Source organism: Kineosporia mesophila, from assembly GCF_021129235.1.
In the GTDB taxonomy this organism is placed as follows: Bacteria; Actinomycetota; Actinomycetes; order Actinomycetales; family Kineosporiaceae; genus Kineosporia; species Kineosporia mesophila.
This window is the reverse complement of sequence record NZ_JAJOMA010000001.1, coordinates 422,434-442,861: the sequence shown is the minus strand read 5'-3', so window position 1 is coordinate 442,861 and position 20,428 is coordinate 422,434. Positions and strand designations below refer to the sequence as shown.

Annotated in this window: 1 protein-coding gene (cut by a window edge); it reads right to left on the bottom strand. The window is 68.5% G+C overall.

Annotated elements, in window-relative coordinates:
• A protein-coding gene (locus tag LR393_RS01825) for a hypothetical protein (RefSeq protein WP_231481089.1) crosses the window boundary here: on the bottom strand, window positions 1-20,428 show its 5' portion. 31,922 nt of this gene lie to the left of the window's left edge; 20,428 of the gene's 52,350 nt are visible here — the first part of the coding sequence; the start codon lies at window positions 20,426-20,428; the stop codon falls past the left edge of the window.

Here is a 20,428-nt window from a genome sequence, read left to right as displayed (position 1 = left end):
CGGCCGGGAAGGGGTTCTCGCTGGTCCTGAACACCGTCGGGGTGAAGGCGGCCGCCGGTGTCACGGGAGTCGCCGGGGCCGCCGTGGTCAGGTGGTTCGGGACCAGGAACCGGTACGAGCCGTTGACGGTGTCCGAGCTCAGCTTCGTCGACGAGCCGATCTTCCCGGCCCACCAGTCACGTACCTCCTGGCTCCAGACGTCCGGCAGCCTCTTCTCGATCGCGGCGCTGAAGTCCCCGATGTTCTGCAGCACCTCCGGCCCCTCGGTGGACCGGTAGATGTCGATGGAGAACTGCAGATCCTTGCGGAACTCCTGCGAGGCATCGGCCGGCGTGGCCCGCCGGATGTCCCGGGAGGTCTGCTTCTCGCCCTTCTTCACCAGCGTGCCGGACATCTTGGCGCCGGCGATCTGGACCGGCACCCGGGCACCGTTGTCACCGCCCCAGCGGGCCTGGAAGTGCCCGCTGCGGTGGCGGATGCTGACTGTCTGCTGGGACTTCCCGTCCTGGACGAACAGCTGACCGCCGGTGGTGACCTTGGCGTCCTTGCGGTCGCGTACCCAGGCCGCCGGGGCGTGTCCCTCGTGGGCCTTCACCACGATGGTGGTGAAGGTGACCCCGCCCGGCTTCGTCGGGGTGGTGATCACATAGACCAGGCCGACGCTCTCGGCCGTGTGGTGGTTGGACTGAATCGCCTGCTCGTCGAAGAACGCTTCCAGGCCCCGCATCACGTCCGACGCGGCGCGATCGCGGCCGTCCCGCATCGGGTTCCGGTCGGCGACGATGCCGTGGAGCCAGGCCGCCGACCGGTCCCAGTAGCTGCCGGCCCGGTCATCGGCCGCCAGGTCGCGGAACCGGTCCAGGATCTGCGGCAGCACGTCCTGCGCGTCGTAGGTCTCGATCGGCTGATTGCTGCCCTGGAAGTCCTCGTCGATCAGCCGGAGCGGCACCCGCGGGTCGGCCGTCGGCGCCGGGGCGAAACCCGCCGGCACCGGCAGGCCCAGGTCCAGGGCGCGCACGTGTGGCACGTAGAGCTCCGCCCCGGCGTCCACCCGTACGTTCGTGGTGTCCGACTGCGTCACCTGGAAGCGCCGGAACGTCGGGTTCCGCCACTTCACGTGGTGCAGGCTCGCGATCAGATCGGCCTGGTAGACGTGCGTCGGGTACTGCGCGCTCCCGGCGTAGGTGATCAGGCTGAGCACGAGCGCACCGTCGAGGTGGCTCTTCGCCGAGCCCCGCGCCAGCTCGCCCCCGGCCCCCACAGCGCCGCCGGCCTGAGGGCCACTGGCCTTGTTGTCCGGCACACCCGACTGGGAGTGCTGGCTGTCCCCCGTCGTCGCGCCCGCGCCGGGCCGGACCACCACACCGGCCGAGGCCCCGATGTGACCGGCGACCGACCAGTCGTTCACGTAGGTGACCCGCAGATCGCCCTCGGTGTACTGCTCCAGTGCCACCGACGGCGAGGCGATGCGGTGCCGCAGGTCGTAGAGGCCGAACCGCACGACGACGGCGTGGTCGAACCCGTCGTTGCCACCGGGAACGTGGATGGTCAGCCCGCGCCCACCCAGTGCCCGGCGGGTCAGGGCCTCCAGGAAGGTCGGGGTGCCCGACCGGAGAATCTGTTCCGGGGTCCCGTACCGGGAGTTGGAGTCCGAGAACGCCGTCAGCTCACCGGGCGCCTGCGGTCGGCGGCGGTCCAGCAACGGCGTGCCGACCATGGCGTGCTTCAGCATCTCGACGAAACCGGGCTTCGGCACGGTGTTCTGCCGGGCCAGCTCGGAGATCTGGTCGGTGATCTCCTTGGTCCCGGCGATCGCCAGCATCATGCCGGTGTAGGCGCGGGGCGGGATGTCGACAAGGTTGGACGGCGCACCGTCCGGGGCGGTGAGGATCCCTTCGGCGGCCCCGTCGAGCTCGCCGACCATGACGGTGACCTGACCGGCCCGCAGAACGTCGTCGATACTCAGCGGTTCCGGGGACTTCAGGTGGTGGGACAGCGCCAGCACCGCGGTGGTGTCGTTGAACTGCCGGATACCGCCGGAGATGATGTTCCCGTTCCGGCTGGCCGCCCAGGTGGTGGTGACCAGGTACCGGGCCTCCATCCGGTCGACCTTCCCACCGGTCCGCATCCGGTGGTATTCCTTCGATGCGTGGGCGTTGAGGATCCCCTTGTCCCGGGATCCTCCGGCGCTCATCTCGGGCCCGCCGAAGTCGAAGTACAGGATGCTGAACATGTGGGCCCGCAGGTGCATGCCGGCCTCGGTCCCGGCCTTCCAGTCGTGGCCCTCCCCGGTGTCGACCGAGATCGTGCTCTTCGCCTGGACGTCCAGGCCGAGGCTGTCCTCGACGATCGGGTCGCCGAGCATCTCCTGACGCTGCCAGGCCATCGAGAACGTGAAGTTCACGTCTCCGATGTCGTACGAGTGGTCGATGCTGGAACCGGTCTCCAGAGTGCGGCCCTGGGCCTCGATGCCGGGCCGGCCGAACCGCAGGACCAGGGCCCGGTCGTGCCAGTTGTCCTGCCGGACGTTCGTCCGGTGCTCGACCCCGGCCACCCGGCGCATGTGGTCGGTCACGTTCCGGAAGTGCTGGAGGATCGGTGTCACCCCGACGAGGGCGTCGACCACGACCGGGCCCAGGCCCTTACCGGCCGCGAAGATCAGCGGTTCCCGGTTCTCCGGGCGGAACTCGCGGTTCCACGGGCTCTGCGGCGCCGAGGCGGTGACCACCCCCACCGCGTCCTGCGTCAGGGAGGCCAGCTGGGTGCGGAAGTCCAGCACGATGCGGTGCCGCGGGGCGATACCCGGATTGGAGAGGTTCTGGCCGTGCGGCTCGATCACCTGCACCACCGGGCTGTTGCTGAGCACCTCGTGCACGGCCGCCCACTGCCGACCCTGCGGGGTACCGGACTGCCGCAGGTCGTTGAACGCCTGGCTGTAGTGGATCTGCACCATTCCGTCCGCGCTCAGCTGCTGCTGAAGCACTCTCAGCTGCGGCTGAAGCCGGGGCGCGACCGCGACCAGGTCTCCGATCGTCTGTTCGAGAGCGGACGTGGCGGCGAGCGGGGCATCGGGCTGCACGTCCAGGGTGATGTGGCTGGGAGGGGTGATACCCGCCTGCGTGACCGGGGTCCCGTCCGCCGCCAGCAACTGCACCACCGGGCTGGCGCGCAGCACACGGTTCACCAGTGACCACTGCTGGCTCTCGAAACTGTTGCCGTTCAGCATCTCCCGGAACGCCGGGGAGTAGCTGACCTGCACCTGCCCGCCGGTGCGGATCGCCTGCCGGAGCCGGTCCAGCTGCGACAGCAGTCTGGGCGCAACCGTTTCCAGATCGTCGAATGCCCGGACGGAATCGGGAGTGGCAGCGGCCGGCGAGCCGTCGGGGTTGGGAGTGACCGTGGTGGAGACCGTGCTCGTCCTCTCCACGGACAGGGGCTCCCGCGGGATGCGCTGCACCTGGTTCAGCACGGCCCGGGACGGCCGGGCGGAGACCAGCCGCAGTGCGGGGTTGGCACTCCAGCCCGCCTGGGACCGCTGCTCCGTCGGCAGTACCCGGCCGTCCGGAAGGTAGATCCGCCCGGCGGAGACCCGCATGTCCCGCGCACCGTGGATCTTGCCGTCCGGCCCGACCACGTACCGGTCCACCACCGACGTCAGCCGGACGGCGTCCTGCGGGTTCAGCAGGGTCGGCGCCGCCGAGGCGCTGTCCACGAAAAGGACGTTGGGGGGTGGGTTCTCCCTCAGCTGGTTCCAGGCCCGGGCCGCCCCCGGCTCGAATTCGGCCGGCACCTCGATCTCGAAGGTGCTGCCCGGACGTCGGCCGGCCAGGCTCCGCAGATGGTCCGCGGTCAGCAGGGGCCCACGGGAGAACGGCGTGGTCCGGCCCAGGGCGATGCCCGGCCCGGAGACCGGCACACCGTCCTGGTCCAGGCGGTAGCGCAGATCGATGTTCGGGATCGGGCCGGGCTGGTTGATGAAGACGTTCTTGGCGTTCCGCAGTTTGCGCCACTGGTACGACGTGCGCGGGGACCCCCCGCGGTGGGACCTCAGGCTGTGCCCTTCGGGCACGGTCAGTTCGATCCGGACCTTGGGGCCGCCGGCCAGCTGGTGCCGGATCGTCCGCAGCGGCCCGGTGAAGGTTCGGGCCACCCGCGTGCTGAGCTTCTGGCCCGCGGTCGGGGGCGCCGGCGTCGGAGGGCTTTGAGGACGCCGTTGGCCACTCAGGCGGACCAGGTCACGGATGTTGCCGACCGGCTGCCCGATCAGCGGTCTTGCCTTGCCGAAGCGAGGTTTCACCGTGACCGGGGCGGGCAGGGTGGTGTCGGCCCGGCTCGCCGTCGGCTCGAACGAGAACGCGTGCGCCGGAACCGGCGGGGCCTGGCCGTCGCCCACCCGGACCCGGCCGGTCGCGGTCCCGTTCAGGGCCTGCGCCTCGAACCGGTCGGCGTGGTTCTGCCCGATGCCCAGCTCGAGCGCGTTGCTCACCTGGAACACCGGGATGTTGTGGGCCGACCGGATGTCCACCGTGAAGCGGAACATCGCCTTGTAGCGCACAAGATGGTCCGGCCGCATGGTGGCGACCTTGTTCTGCCCCTGCAGTCCCGCCGTGCGGTGGAACTTGCTGCTGGTCTCCAGGGTGGGCAGCGTCACCGTCGGGGCGAACAGGTTCTCCCCGACCTTGAAGCTGAAGTTCACGCCGATCGCCGCCCCGGCGTGCAACGACATGTCGTTGCCGTCCTTCTGAGTGTACGTGTCGGCCTTGTCGGCGCGGATGAAGACCTTGTCCGCCGTCGTGGCCACGTACTGGATCGTCTCCGGCACCGCACCGACGCGCAGGTACCCGGAGAAGTTCAGCTCGGCGTTGGTGAAGAGCGGTGAGACGTAGCTGTCCGACTGCCACCACTCGGTGCGGTCCTTACCCGTGGCCTCGCTGAGGAAGTGCTCCTCGATCTGCGTCATCAGGTCGTCCAGGGCGGCGGTGTGCCCGCCGAACGTCCGCTCCAGCTGGTTGCCGATCTCGTCCAGGACCGCCTGGAGGTTCACCGCGTTGACGGTGGACGTGAGTCCCTGCAGGACCTCAGGTTCCGCCACCGTGACGACCGGGTGCGGCGAAGCGATCGTCATACCGGGCAGCGTCGAGAACGTCTTGGCGAAATCGGCCTGCAGACCGGGCAGGTCGAGCGTTCCCGGAGGCGTCACGGCCGGGGCGGACCCATCTGCCGGTGGTGCCGGGATCACCACCGGGGCACCGTTCCTGGACACCTCCGCGCTGACCTGCAGCGAGACCCAGAACTCGTCCCGGGGATTGACCAGGGGCCGTAGGCCCGACTGGACCTCGCTGGTGGTGCCGTAGCGCATCGTGCCGCCGGAGCCGCCACTGATCCGCAGCATCGGCAGCACGTGGCCCAGCGGGCCGGCCGTCGCCAGGAAGATCAGCGGGTCGAGCACCAGGGACAACCCGGTCCTGTACTGCTTGGCCTGGCCCTGGGCCACGGTCAGGTCGCCGTAAGCGCTGATGTACCGGACGAGGAACTCCTCCAGCGGTTCCTGGGGGTTGTAGACCATGGTCGCGGGGTCGAACTTCAGCTTCACCGAGACGTCGCCCCGGGTGACCGTGACACCGCTCTGGATCAGCCTCTTCCAGGCCATCGGGTCGGGATCCGTCAGGGCCCTACGGATCTGTGCCCTCAGCTTGGCGGCGTCCCGCGGCCCCAGCCCGGCGGTGGCCACCACCTTGTTGACCCAGTCGGCCGTCTCACCCGTCCGGGCCGTAGTGCGGTCGAGCACCGCGTCCACGTTCAGGACACTACCGTCGCCGAAAGCCTTCATCTCGGCGAAGAACGACGGCGGCATCGGGTCTTCCGGCGTCGGCCGCAGCCCCGCCTGCATGACCATCTCCACGGCCTGGCGCAGATCGGTGTGCTGCACCAGGGCCCCGCGCACGAACTCGTGGATCTCGGCCAGGCTCAGGGAGGCCGGGTCCCGTGCGCCCAGCGACGTGTCCGGGATCGTCTGGGTGATTTCGCGGGCATTGACATCGCCAGAGGCGTTGAACCGGACCCGGGGGGCGCCGGAGGCTTCCGGCGCCTGGTTTGTCTGCGGCACGTCCGGCTGCGGCACGTCCGGCGCCGGGGCGCCCATGACGGTGAGAACGTCGCGCACCACCTGGCCCAGCGTGGTGCCGTTCCCGTTAGCCGTCGGGACCGGGAGATTGAGCACATTGCCGAGTCCGGCGTTCCTGTCGAGAATCCCGTCACTCAGGAGCCCTGGCAGGACGGGCGCGTTGGCCGCCAGCCAGGACCGGGTCTCCGGCAGCAGCGACGCACTCAGGTGCGGCAGGCCGGTCAGGGCCGAGACGTTCGGCCCGGCGGAACTGCCGGCCCGGACCACGGCCTGGCCGAATGCCGCGGAGAGGTCGGTCAGCACCGTCGACACCTCGGCGAGGGCGTCCGCCGGCAGGCCGGCGTCGTCGATGAGGTGGGCCACCGTCGGCGGGACCGGGGCACCGCCCTTGAGTCGACCGCCGAGGCCGATGTCCCGCATGATCTGCCGGGCTATCGAGTTGGCCGAGCCCAGGTTCATGCCCTGCGGCCGGTTCGCCCGATACTGCGTGAGCCGGTTCGTCACGTCGGTCAGCTCCGGCATCGGCGGCAACGCCGTCTGCTTGCCCGCCGCCTTCGCACTACGCGTCGGGGTCTGCGCCAGGCGGCTACCGGTCAGAGCGTCGTACAGCTTCTTGACCTCGCCGAGAACCTCCCGCGAGGTCGCCCCGGCCGTTGCGACGCGCCGGGCGATGATCTCCTCGGCCAGCTCTTGCGGGGTGCTGACCGCGGCCACCACCCCGCGGGCGGCGATGGTCACCTCGTCCGGCGACATCTCCGGCAGCCCCAGCCGGGCCAGCTCCTGGTTCACCAGGACCCGCAGATCAGCACGGGGGCCGTCGTTGATACCGGCCGTCCCGCGTCCGGTACCCCGGCCGTCGGTCACCGTGCCGTCCACCGCGGCCGGGGCGAAGTGCGTCATCAGACGCTGCCCGTCGGCGTGGAAGGCGACCAGGTCGACAGTCTGACCGAGATCGTCGGCGAGAAACTGGGCGAAGCGGGTGTACTCACCGGTGCCGTCAGTCATGGTGGACAGCCGCACGGTCTCGCCCGCCAGCGTCGACCGCCCGCCCGGCACGTCCTCGAGCAGCCAGTCGCGCAGGGCGCGGTAGTCCGTGGCCGCCTCGGTGTCGGAGTCCGGGGTGGGGTTCGGGTCGAGCACCGAGTCGAGATGGAACGGCGGCCGCTCGACGCCGTCGAACTCCTGGCTCAGGGCATGGCCGTAGGTGTGCGGCAGGATGCCCTTGAACCCGGAAATCATCGTGCCGCGGACGCTCACCCCGTGCGGTCCGGTGAGCACGTAGTCACCGTCCACGGCGTAGTAGTCGAAAACGCCCTTGCGCTCGGCGTTGTTCTCGACGTAGCTGGCCGCGCTGTTGGACTGCGTCGTCTTGGTCTGGGTGCCCCGGTGGATGCCCCCGCTGGCCGTCATCAGGGTTTCGTTCTCGGAGTGCAGCACCGGCTTCCCGGCGTTGTGCCCGGCCGCGACGTCGAACTCGTAGGTGGTGCCCTGGTACCGCTCCGAGTCCGACTCCGGCTCCACGGTGTTCTCGGGGAAGTTCAGGGCGCTGCCGTAGTTGCCCCGGGTGATCCAGCGCAGCCGGGTCGGCAGGAACTCCAGCTTGCTGCTGGTGCCGTCACTGTGGACGATCAGGTACTCGGTCGAGATCGTCTTACGGACACCGTCCTCGAACACCTCGGCCTGAGCCGACCCGAACACCGCGCCGACGTTCGACCCGAGGCTGCGCGGTGACAGCCGGGTGATCGCCGTGCCGTAGTCGTTGCCCCCGGGCGCGAAATCGGTGCCGAAGTCCGGCCGGTTCTCGTGCGGCCGACGTGTCATCATCCCCGGTCGGTTGGCCGATACCTGCACCCAGGTGGCGACCTCGCGGCTGCGCGGCGTCGCCTTGATCTCCATGATCCCGCCGACGGCCTTGCCCAGCGCCTTGGCGATGAGGTCCGGGGCGGCCGGGAACGGGTTGTCGCGGGTCCGGAAAACCTGTGGGACGAAAGGAGCCAGAGGCGCGGCCGGGGTCACCGGGGCCGTGGTGGTGAGGTGGCTGGGGACCAGGAAGGTGTACGAGCCGTCGACGGTCGTGCCATCGATAAGCGTCGAGGTGTGCCGTTTCTGGGCCCACCAGTCACGCACCTGCTGGCTCCAGAGGTCCGGCAGCCGCCTGGAGACCGCTTCGCTGAAGTCACCGATGTCCTGGAGCACCTCCGGCCCCTCGGTGGTGCGGTAGATGTCGATCGAGAACTGGAGGTTCTTGACGAACTCCTGGGAGGTGTCGGCCGGGGTGGAACGGGCGATGACGCGCTGCGTCTCCTTCTCCCCCGTCTTGACCTTCACGCCCGACGCATCCGAGCGGGTGATCTGGAACGGCGTCCGGGCGCCGTTGTCGCCGCCCCAGCGGCCCTGGAGATGGATGCTGCGGTTCCAGGCGGTAACGCTCTCCTGGGACCTCCCCTTCTGGATGAACAGCTGCCCACCGGTCGTGACCTTGGCGTCGGGGCGCGGCGCCACGTGGGGGGCAGCGGCGCCGTCCTCCACGGCCCGGACCACGACCGTGGTGTAGGTGGTGCCACCGACCTTCGTCGGCGTGGCCATGACGTAGACCAGGCCGACGCCCTCGGCGGTGGGATGATTGGCGCGGATCGACTCCTCGGCGAAATAGGCCTCCATGCCGCGCATCACGTCGGTTGCGGCCCGGTCTCGACCATCCCGCAACGGATTCCGGTCGGAGAAGATGCTCGCCAGCCAGGCCGCACTCCGGTCGGCGCCGCTGCCGGCCCGGCTGTCTGCCTCGATGTCCCGGAACAACGTCTTGATGGCGGGCAGCACCTGGTCGGCCGTGTAGGTCTCGATCGGGTGGTCGCTGCCCTGGAAGTCCTCGTCGATCAGGTGCCGGTCCGGATCGGCCCCGGGCAGCGCGGGGTAGTCGTAGGTGCCCGGGAGTCCCAGCCGCATCGCGGGAACGTGCGGGACGTAGAGCTCGACACCGTCGCTCACCTTGATCTGCGTCGTGTCCGACGGCACGGTGATGAAGGAGCGGAACGTCCGGTTGCGCCATTTCACGTGCTGCAGGCCGGCGAGCAGGTCACCCTGGAAGACGTGGGTCGGGTAGTCGGCGCTGGGGGTGTACGTGATCAGGGTGAGGGCCAGGGCACCCTCGAGCCGGGACGTGTCCCCGCCGATCTCCTTCTCGATGCCGAAGTTCGCGCCGCCACTGATCTGCGGACCGCTGCGGCGGTTGTTGGCCGCGCCGGACTGGGTGGCACCCTCCTGGTGCTCCTCCTCCTCGGACCTCGTCGCCACCGGCGGCCGGAGCACCACGCCGCCCCCGGCGCCGGTGTGACCGGCCACGGACCAGCTGTTCACCGAGGTGATCCGCATGTCCCCCTCGGTGTACTGCTCGAGAGGGATGTCCGGGGAGGCCAGCCGATGTTTCAGGTCGTAGATGCCGAACTTGACCACGACCGCGTGGTCGAAGCCGTCGTTCGCGCCCGGCAGGTGCACGGTCAGGCCGGTCCCGCCCAGCGCCCGCCGGCTCAGGGCCTCCAGGAAGGTCGGGGTCCCCGAGCGCAGAGCCTGCTCGGGCGCGCCGAAGCGGGATCCGGAGTCGGTGAACGCCGTCAGCTCACCGGGCACCATCGGCCGGCGCCTGTCCTTCACCGGGGTGCCGGTCAGCGCGCTCTTCAGCTGGGCGAGCAGGCCGGTCTTGGGAACCGTGTTCTGCCGGGCCAGTTCGATGATCTGGGCGGTGATCGAGTCGGTGCCGGCGACCATCATCATCATGCCGGTGTACAGCTGGGCCGGGATGTCGGTCCGCGTGGCCGGCTGCCCGTCGGGACCGAGCAGCATCGAGCTCGCGGCGCCGTTCAGGTCGCCGACCATGATCGTTACCTGCCCGGCCCGCAGCACCTCGTCGATGGTGAGCGGTGTCTGGGGCAGCAGGTGCTCGGACACCGACGTCACCGACGTCGCGTCGTCGAACTGCAGGGTCCCCCCGCTGAGGAAGTTCCCGTCCGGATCGGTGGCCATCCAGGTGGTGGTGACCAGCATCTGCTTCTCGAACCGGTGCACCTTCCCACCGGTCCGCATCCGGTGGTACTCCTTCGACGCGTGAGCGTTGACGATCTGCCGGCCCGAGGAGTAGTCGGCGCTGAAATCCGGTGCGGCGAGGTCGAAGTAGAACATCCCACCGGCATGGGCCCGCAGGTGCAGCCCCATGTCCGACCCCGCCTTCAAGTGGTCGGCCACGCCGGTGTCGATCGAGACGGTGCTCTTGGCCTGAAGGTCCAGGGAAACGCCGTCCTCCACCACGGGGGTCCCGAGCAGCCGCAGGGGCCGCCAGGCCATGGACAGTGAATAGGTGACGTCTCCGACCTGGAACGTGTGGTCGATGCTGGAACCGGAGAACAGGGTCTTTCCCTGGGGCAGGATGCCGGGAAGGCTGTACCGCACCGCGAGCGTCCGGTCGATCTGGTTGTCCTGCCGGGGTGTGGTCTTCCCCTGTGCCCCGGTGACATCCATCAGGTGCGGGAGGAACCGGTCGCGGAAGTTCTGCAGGACCCGGGTCATCCCGACGGCCTGGGTCAGCACCCCCGGCCCCAGCGCCTTACCGGCCGCGAAGAGCAGCGGCTCCCGGTGCTCCGGACGGAACTCGTGGGTCCACGGCTGCTGCGGCGCCGAGAGCGTCACCTGACCGGACGACGGGAAGTCCAGGACGATCCGGTGCTGCGGGCTGATGCCCGGGCTGGTCCGGGGACGGCCCTCCGGTTCGAGCAGCTGCACCACCGGACTGCCGCTCAGGACCTCGTCCACCCGCGCCCAGCGCCCGGCCTGCTGCGTTCCGGCCGTCAGCATGTCGCGGAACGCCGTGGTGTACTGCACCTGTACCTGGCCGTCGTTGCTGAGCTGGCGCTGCAGCACCTTCAGCTGCGGCTGGAGCGCCGGCGCCACCGCGATCAGGTCGTTGATCGTGTCTTCGAAGGCATTCGTGGTCGAGACCGGCGCGTCGGGCGCGACATCCAGAATGACGCGGTGGGCCGGCGGGTCAAGATCGGCCTGGGTGACCGGGGTGCCGTCTGCCGAGAGCACCTGCACGCCTGGGTGGTCCCGCAGCTGCGCGTCCACCTCGGCGAGCTGACGCCCCTGGATACTGTTGTGGCTCAGCATCTCCCGGAACGCCGGGGTGTAGTGCACCTGCACCGAACCGTCTGTGCGCAAGTGGTTCGACAGCGCCTCCAGCTGGGCCTGGAGTTCGGGCGTCGGTGCGGTCAGCGGAGCGCCGGACACCACGGGTGCCGGGGCCGGGGCCGGGGCCTGGGCCTGCGGATTGGCGATGCTGACCGCGGAGATCGCGACGGGCCGCTGGACGGCCAGCGGCTCGCGCTGTTGCTGCACCTGGTCCCGCACCGTCAGGGGCGGAGCCGGATCGGTGGACGACGTCAGAGTCAGGGAGGGGTTGGAGACGTACCCCACCGGCATGCGCTGCTGGACGTGGTGCCAGCTGCCGTCCGGCTGCTGGACGGTCCGGCGGGGTACCACCCGCATCTCCCGGGCGCCGTGGATCCGCCCGTCATCCCCGATGACGTAGCGGTCGACGATCGGGCTCAGGTCGGCCACGCCCCGCGCGTCCAGGTCCACCGCGGTCACGGACCCGCTGTCCACGAAGCGGATGTTGCGAGGTGCCCGGGCCTGCAGCAGGCGCCAGTCGCGGGCCGCCCCGGTCCGGAAGCCCGGCGGCAGCTCGATCTCGAACGTCACGCCCGGTCGCTTGACCGCCAGGTTCGCCAGATCCTTGGCCGCGACCAGCCTTCCGAGTCCCAGCGGGCTGGCGACGGGCAGCCTCCGGAGACCGAACGGCGTGTTCGGCGGCAGCTTCCCGAGACCGAACGGGGTCGCTACCGGCAGCGGACGCCCGGGGCCGGCGACCGGGTTGCCCTGGGTGTCGACCTCGAACCGCAGATCGGCGCCGCGCGTCGGGTCGCTCACCGGGATGATGCGAACGCTTCCCCCGGCCACGTACTTGCTCAGCCGGCGCCACTGGTAGGACGTCCGTAGCGGCTGACCGCGGCGCGGTGCCAGGTCCAGACCGGCGGGCGCCGTCAGCTCGATCCGGATCTTCTCGCCACCGGCTATCCGTTGTCTGGCCGACCGGAAGTGCCGGGAGAAAGGTTTCGCGAGACGGGTGCTCAGCTTCGACCGGACCGGTACCGGCGACGGCGCCGGCGGGGCCGCCGGGCGCCGCAGCTCGCTCAGGCGCACCAGATCCTTGAACGTTCCCACGGGCCGGACGATCGGCGGGCGGGCCTTGCCGAAGCGGGTCTTCACCATCAGCGCCGGCGGCACGGTGAACGAATCACGACTTGCGGTGGGGCCGTAGGTGAAGTTGTGCGCGGGGACAGCCGGCTTGTCCTCCGGCTTGCCGACCCAGGTGCGGCCGGTCGAGGTCCCGCCCAGGGCCAGCTTCTCGAACCGCTCGGCGTGGTTCTGCCCCATCCCCATCTCCAGGGCACTCGTCACCTGGAACGGCGGGATGTTCTGGGCCGAGCGGATGTTCACCGTGAACTGGTAAACCGCCTTGTAGCGCACGAGCTTGTCGAACCGCATCGTGGCGATCTTCTGCTGCCCCTGCAGACCGACCGTACGGTGGTCGGTGGTCCCGCTCTCGACGACCGGCAGCATCAGCGACGGGGAGAACAGGTACTTGTGGTGATCGACGTCGAAACTCCAGTCGATACCGATACCGACACCGGCGTCCCGTAGCCGGTCGTCACCGTCCTTCACGGTGAAGGTGTCGGCCATGTCGTCGCGGATCGGCACGTTGTCCGGCGTGGTCGAGATGTACTGCACCGAAACCGGTGTGGCCCCGACCCGGATGTGACCGGTGAAGTTCAGGTCGGCGTTGCTGAACAGGGGTGAGACATAGCTGTCCGAGGTCCAGTACTGGGTACGGTCCTTGGCCCGCGACTCCCCCAGGAGCTCCGTCTCGATCTGGGTCATCAGCTGGTCCAGCTCCGGCGGGTGGCTGCCGAACGCCTGCTCCAGCTGGTTACCGATCTCGTCCAGCACCGACTGCAGGTTCGCCGCGTTGATGGTGGGTTTCAGGCCGTGCAGCACCTCGGGTTCGGCGACCGGCACGACGGGGTGCGGCGAGCTGATCGTGGTGCCCGTGGTGACACCCGCCGAGGTGCGCGCGAACGCCGACCACAGGTCGGGGGCGGCTGCGAACGCCTTGGCGACCTCCGGCCACAGCTGAGGGTCCGTCGACAGCGCCCCGGTGAACTCGGTCCAGAACTCCGGCGTCGCCGAGAACGACTTCGCGAAAGCGGTCCACACCGGAGTGGTTCCGGGCGACGAAAGCGTGTTCAGGAGGCCCGGCGTGGCCGCGAAGTTCGCCCACGCCGTGGGCGTACCGGCCGCCGACGCCTGGACGAATGCGGAAATCACCGCCGGCGATCGCGAGAACATCTGCCTGATCGCGTCTTCCAGCTCCGGTGAGGGTGTGAACCCCTGGGCGAACTGGTTCAGCAACTGCGGGTTCGCCGTGAAGGCCTGGGCGAAGGCGGCGCTCAGCGCCGGAGTCGCCGTGAACGCCTGGACGAGTTGCTCCCACACCTGTGGCGTCTCGGAGAACACCCGGACGAACTCGGCCCGGGACTCCGGATCTGTCGACCATGCCCCCACGAACGTGTCCCAGGCCTGCGGCGTGGTCGAGCGGGCCTTCGCGAAGTCGGCCCGCACCTGCGGGGTCGTCGAGAAGGCCTTCGCGAACTCGGCCTGCAGGCCGGGCAGATTCAGGCTGGCCGGTGTCGTCGTCACGGCCGGCGGCGGCAACGGCACGCCGTTCCTGGTGGCCTGCGCGTCCACACGCAGGCCCACCCAGAACTCGTCCCGGGCGTTGACGAGCGGCCGGGTGCCCGACTGCACCTCGCTGGTGGTGCCGTAGTGCAGCTTCCCGCCGGCCCCGGCCTTGATCCTCAATATCGGCATGATGTGGCCCAGCGGCCCGGCCGTCGCCAGGAAGATCAGCGGGTCGATCATGACCGACGCCCCGGTCTTGTACTGCTTCGCCGTGCCCTGGGCCACCGTCATGTCGCCGTAGGCGCTGATGTACCGGACCAGGAACTCTTCCAGGGGTTCCTGCGGGTTGTAGACCATGGTGGACGGGGTGAAGTTCACCTTCACCGACACGTCGCCCTGGGTCACCGTGGCACCGGTCTGGATGAGTTGCTTCCAGGCGACGGGATCCTCGTTGGTCAGCGTCGTACGGATCTGGGCCCGCAGCTTCGCGGCGTCGCGCGGCCCCAGCCCGGAACCGGCCACCACCCAGTTGATCCAGTCGGTGGTCGGGCCGGTGTTCGGCCTGGTGTGGTCGAGCACCGAATCGACGTTCACCACGGCACCGTCGCCGAAGGCCTTCATCTGGGTGAAGAAGGACGGCGGCATCGGGTCGTCCGGGGTCGGCAGCACACCCGAGGCGATGATCGTCTCCAGCGCCGCGCGCAGATCCGGATGCGCCACCAGCGCACCACGCAGTTCCTGGCGGATCTCGTCCATCGTCATCGTGAGCGGGTCCGGGATGGTGTCCGGAGCGAGCTGCGCGAGATCGGCGTGGGTACCACCCCGCACTTTGTCCGCCCACCGGACCCGCTGCCCCGTTTCGCCAACCTCTTCGGTGACCGGCGGCGCCTGGTGGGTCTGGTGCGTGTCCAGGTCCCCGCCTCGCACAGGGGCCCGGTCGTCACCGGAATCCGCTGCGGAGCCGGACGAATCGGAGTCATTCACCGACGGCATCGCCTCATCGCTCATTCCCGGCCCCGCGATGGGTGACTCACCGGCGACGAGGGTCTGATGCAGAGCGGCCACGTTGAGCCCACGGACCCGGATCGCCCGGTTCCAGGCTTCGCGACCAAGGTTTCGCACCCGCGCGGCGTCGGCCGCGTACTGGCCGAAGGTCTCCGGGCGGTTCTTGCCCCAGGCCCGGAACTCCGAGACCATCAGGCCCAGCGGTAGCGCCCCGTTGTGTGTGTCCGGCCCGTCCAGTGTCGTGTGGACATCAAAATTCGGCGCCACTGAAACCAGATTGCCCGAATCATCGAAACTCACGACCGGCTGCAGATGACTCCAGCGGGTGACCGGTGCCCTCAGCAGTACCTGGTCCAGGCCGGCCCCCATCTGCCCTTCGAAGGTCTCCTGGTCCCACTCGGGCGCATTCGTCTCATCGTCAGAGTAGTCGGCGTCAACCTCCATGCCGTCCATGACGTCGTCCGCGATTTGGTCCTGCGCCTGGGCGAACAGCTGCTGGGCCTGCTCATGGGCCTCGATGAGGGCGGACCCGAACATGGTCCGGATGGACGCCGAGTGACGTTCCAGGAAATTCTGCTGCGGTTGACTCAGAAGGTCGTGGACGACAGTAAATTCCTGCCGATACACCAGCGGGGTGAAGTCCTTGAGGAGACCGTCGCCGCTTGAGGTTCCGTGCAGCGCCGCGAAATGGCTGAATGCCACGGCGAGGTAGTCGGCCAGCGTCTCCTTCTCGGCCGGGGACAAGGACAGATCGGCAGCACCCACCTGGGTCATGATCTGTGCGCCGAGAGCCCGGCCGTTCTCCAGATTCTGCAGTCCCTGGATGTAGTGGAACTCGTCCGTCAGCGACCAGTGACCGTCGTCCCGGTTGCCTTGTGCGTCGTGCAGCAACGCGTCCACTACCACCGGCAGCCCGTCGACCGGGTACCCGAGGGTGTGATGAGTCCATTCGTCCTGGACCTCGGAAGACGGGAACAAAACGAAATCTGCTGCGCCCTCCGCGATCTCCCATCCGTCAGAGGCGCGGAAGACATCGGCCAGCCGGGCACCCGAATCAGGCAACCCGTACAGCTTCTCCGAAACGGCGCGATCCTGCCGCTCCACCGCCCGCGGCTCCGGAAGTCCCACCTCCAGGGAGAGCACCTTCGACTTGTTCTGCACGATCTCGACGACCGCTTCGGTGTTGAAGTTCTCCACGTTCAGGCTGACCAGATGATTCCGGACGATCCAGCCGTCGTCGGGCTTCTCCCCCGCGGCCGTCTCGATCCGGGCCTTCGTCTCGCGTTCGCCGCCGTACGCCGCCAGCGCCGACATCAGCGAGATATCACCAGCGGCCACCCGGGTCGATCCCTGCGGTACTCCCAGACCGGGGGTGAACGGCAGGAACTCGACGCTCGCGATCTGCTCGGGCAGCGAGGGCAAACCGCCGCGCTGACCGTCCACGAACCACACCTGAGGCGGTGAGTCCTTGGGTGCATCGGGGTCTTTCACCTTCACCACGTTGAAGGCGTGCCCGTAGCGCGACCCCACACCCCGCACGATCACCGTGCCGCGCGCCCCGACCGGCGTGGCCGGGTCGTTCATCAGGGCCTCGACCGGCGCCAGATCCTGGGTCCGGAAAACCCGGGACCCATTCGGCCCCAGCTCGGCCTGACTCAGGAACTGCTTCTGATGCTCAATCAGATCCGACGTCGGCCGCGGATCCGACCCCGGCGCCTGGAATCCCTCGAACTGACCCAGCCGACCCCCGTTCGCCAGATTCGACGCCCGCAGCGACATGTCCGTCGTGATCACGGTAATGACGCAGTTCACCGCAATCTGACGCTCCAGCTCCAGCTGGATCGAGGGATCCTCGTCCCGGGTCACGCCGTGATACGGGTTCACCTCCGGCGCCCAGGGCATCATCCTCAGAAGCTGCGCCGACTGGAACGCCGAATACATCGGAACCGCGAACATGCTCCGGTTCACCGGGCGCAGGGTCTCGCCGGTCTGGGTGACCGGGGTGGATGGGGTGACCGGAGTCGGGGAGCTCATGTCCACCGGCTGCTGGGACGGCCTGACAGCCTCAGGCACAGCCAGTTCCGGGACCTCCTGGGTCCCGAGGCGACTCAGGACCGCACGGCCCAGATCAGGAGACGAACCGACCGGGCGAAGGTCACCGGTGCGGATGTCCTTCTGGACCGAGGCCAGCGCCTGGCCGATGTCCTGCGCCCGGGGCACCGGCAGCTGACCTGTCTTGAGGGCACCCGACTGCTCCAGCTGCGTCAGGACCTCGGTGTGCACCTGCTGCAGAACAGCTGGCGAGACAGCGATCTCGGGCAATGCGGTGACCGGTATCAGCTCGGTACCATCCGGCTTACCGATCCCAGGACTCAGCGGGATCAGGTCGACACTGCTCAGATTCCCCGGCACGAAAGGCAACCCGCCCCGCGTGCCATCCAGCTGACGCATCTTGCCCTGGTCGTCGACGACCACATTGAACACGTTCGCGGTCGGCTGACCAGTAACCTGGAACACCACCGCAGCCTGAGTCCCCGGGACCTTGCCCTGCAGTGACTGCTGGACAAAAGCCAGATCCTTGCCACGGAACACCGGCGCGACCTCGCCCGGCTTCAAATTCAGCTGCTGACCCTGCCACTCCAGCAAATTCTGCGTCGTCGCCGAGGCCGCCACCACCGAGCCAGGAGCCATCGGCGGCACCACCACCGAGGGCAACTTGCCCTGGTTGATCTGCAGCGTGCCGCTGATCGCAACCACCGACTCCACCGGCCCCGCCTGCGCGAACCTGGTTCCCGGGCCGGTGTTGACCAAACCCGTGAAGTCCTGACGCAGAGACGCATCGGGCGTCACGACCGAACCACCCAGCGGGACCCGGGACTCCAGGTCCGCCGCGGTGAAACCGTACGAGGCATCAATGTCGTACTTGGCCGGGCGCATCGCCGGCGACGTGCTCTGCAGCAGATCGGCGGTCTGATCCACGGTCAGGACCTGACCGTCCAGGTTAGGACGCAGGAACAAGGTCTTGCCCGTCACCTCCGGCGAGAAAACCGGTGCCGCGGCGACGAAGTCCCCGCCGGACTCCACCGAGATCTCACTGGCATCGGTCACAGACGCACTGTCGGACTCCAGATCCGTGAAAACCGAGTCGCTGCGCGTGAACTGGGTCGAAACCGTCTCGGACCGCATCTGCGGCTGCGCACCGTTCGCCGGGCCACCCGGCACCTGGCCCGGGTTCGCCGCTGCGGGCCGCACGACCGCACCGTCCGCAATCGCGACCGACGTCACCGGAACCACCGGCGACCCCGTGGCCAGCACCTCGGTCAAGGCCTGACCATACGTGATCTGACCCTGGTCGAACCGGTCGATGATGCCCTGGACCGCTACCGGAACCTGACCACTCGGCGGCGCGATCTGCGTCAACTCCGGCGAGACGGCCACATCGGTCTCGCGCACCGGCGGCGGGGTGGACGACTGACCTGAACTCCCCTCCAGCGGGGCGATCTCGGGCGAGGTCACCGGTACGTTCGTGCGCGCCGGCGGCGTGGCCGAGGTCTGGCCCGAAGTTCCGTCCACCTGCGCCATCTCGGGCGAGATCGTGGAGTCGATCGGACGCGACGGCGGCAGGGCCGACGACTGGACGCTCGCATCCCTCTCGATCTGCGTCATCTCCGGCGAAACCACCGGAACGTTCCCGCGCGACGGCGGCGGGGTCGAGGACTGACCCGAACTCCGATCCACCTGCGTCGTCTCGGGCGAGATCGTGGAGTCGATCGGACGCGACGGCGGCAGCACAGACGACTGGGCGCTTGAATTTCCCTCGACCTGAAGCATTTCCGGCGAGACCACCGGAACGTTCCCGCGCGGGGGCGGCGGGGCCGAGGACTGACCACTCGACTGCTGACCACTCGACTGCTGACTGCCGGCCAGGTCGGGAGCATTCACCGACGAGGAGTCCCGCAACGGCGGCACCGCCGAGGACTGCGCACTCGACTCCGAAACACCCTCGAACTCCGGTGTCTCCACCGTCGAATGCTCAATACCCAGAACATTCGTATCAATGACAGGGACATTGATGTCCGGCGCCGTGATGTTCGGAGCCGTGAACGACGGCGCGGTGAACGACGGCGCGGTGAACGACGGCGCGGTGAACGACGGCGCGGTGAACGACGGCGCCGTGAACGACGAGATCGGGACGTCCGGGAAATTCACCCCCGGCGCAGCGAACGACTGATTCGCCACGAACCCGTCCAGCGACTGGAACCCGATCGAGGGACCATCCGCCCCCAACGACGGAACCCGATCGAAATCAAAGCCCTCCGCACCGATCTCACCGTTCAGCGACCCGTCGATCGTCAGACCGCCATTACCGATGAAGTTCCCCGCCGCACTCGGCGAGAACGTGAACCGCGGCACCGCCCCCGGACCACCCGCCACGCCCGGCGTGTACTTGTTCTTCCCCGGAACTTCCGGACCCACCCTCGAGGTATCCGGCGCGAACTTACCACCCTTACCATCCGCATCCGTCCCCGGAGGCGTAATCTTCAAATCCTTGAAGTCCGGCAGACCATTCAGAACATCCGGGGTCAGGATGTTCTTCAGACCCTGACCACCCTTACGACCACCAATATCAGCAGCCGCCTCCGACCAACCCGACGTCGCATCGAAAATCGACACCGACGGCGGAGAACTCGGATCGGCGGCGAAACCACCCACCGCACCACCACCCACCTCACCCAGACCCTCGGAGGTGAAGTGCTCCATGATGCCGACCCACTTGGTCACGGTCTGCTTGTCCAGACCGGACTTGATCAAACCGTCTTTCAAACTGGCGAAACCGGCCCGCAAAGCCGGACCCATGATCGTCGCGATGAAAGCACCCGCGGCAGCGCCCATGACGGCCGCCTTACCCGTCGACTCCCCATCCCACTCATAATCACCCGGGTGTTCCAGCATCGTCCACAATTGCGAACCCACATCCAGTGCCACCTGGAACACCGTCATGTGGGCAATCATCTTGGCGGCGCCGATCACCTTCTCCACCAGCAACTTCAAAACGGTCTTGGCGGCCTGCTGCGCGGCCACCGCCTCCCCCGCCGAAGCCCCACCCGTGAAAAAGGCCATAATCGCAGCCTTGATCAGCTCAATCATCAGATAGATCAAGGTCAACTGAGCCATGTGCTTCATGTACTCGACCTTGTACGCCATCTGACGCAGACCCTTGGCGTTCCCGCGGTACAACTTCGCACCCACGTCCATGTACCGCGGGTTCTCAGCGATGAACTGATTCATCGCCCGCTCGATCGCCGCCCCGGTCTTCCCCCGGGTCGTCGCGCGCAGAGCCCGCAACGCATCAGCCATCGTCGTCGGGACCGGCCCCTCCAGCAGAGCGGCATCACGATCCACCGCATCAGCCTTCGACAGCATCTTCTTGCCGTTCGCCGACGGCCAGGGCACACCGGTCAGAACGAGATACAGCATCTTGACCCAATAGGGAACGCCGTCAGATCCCAT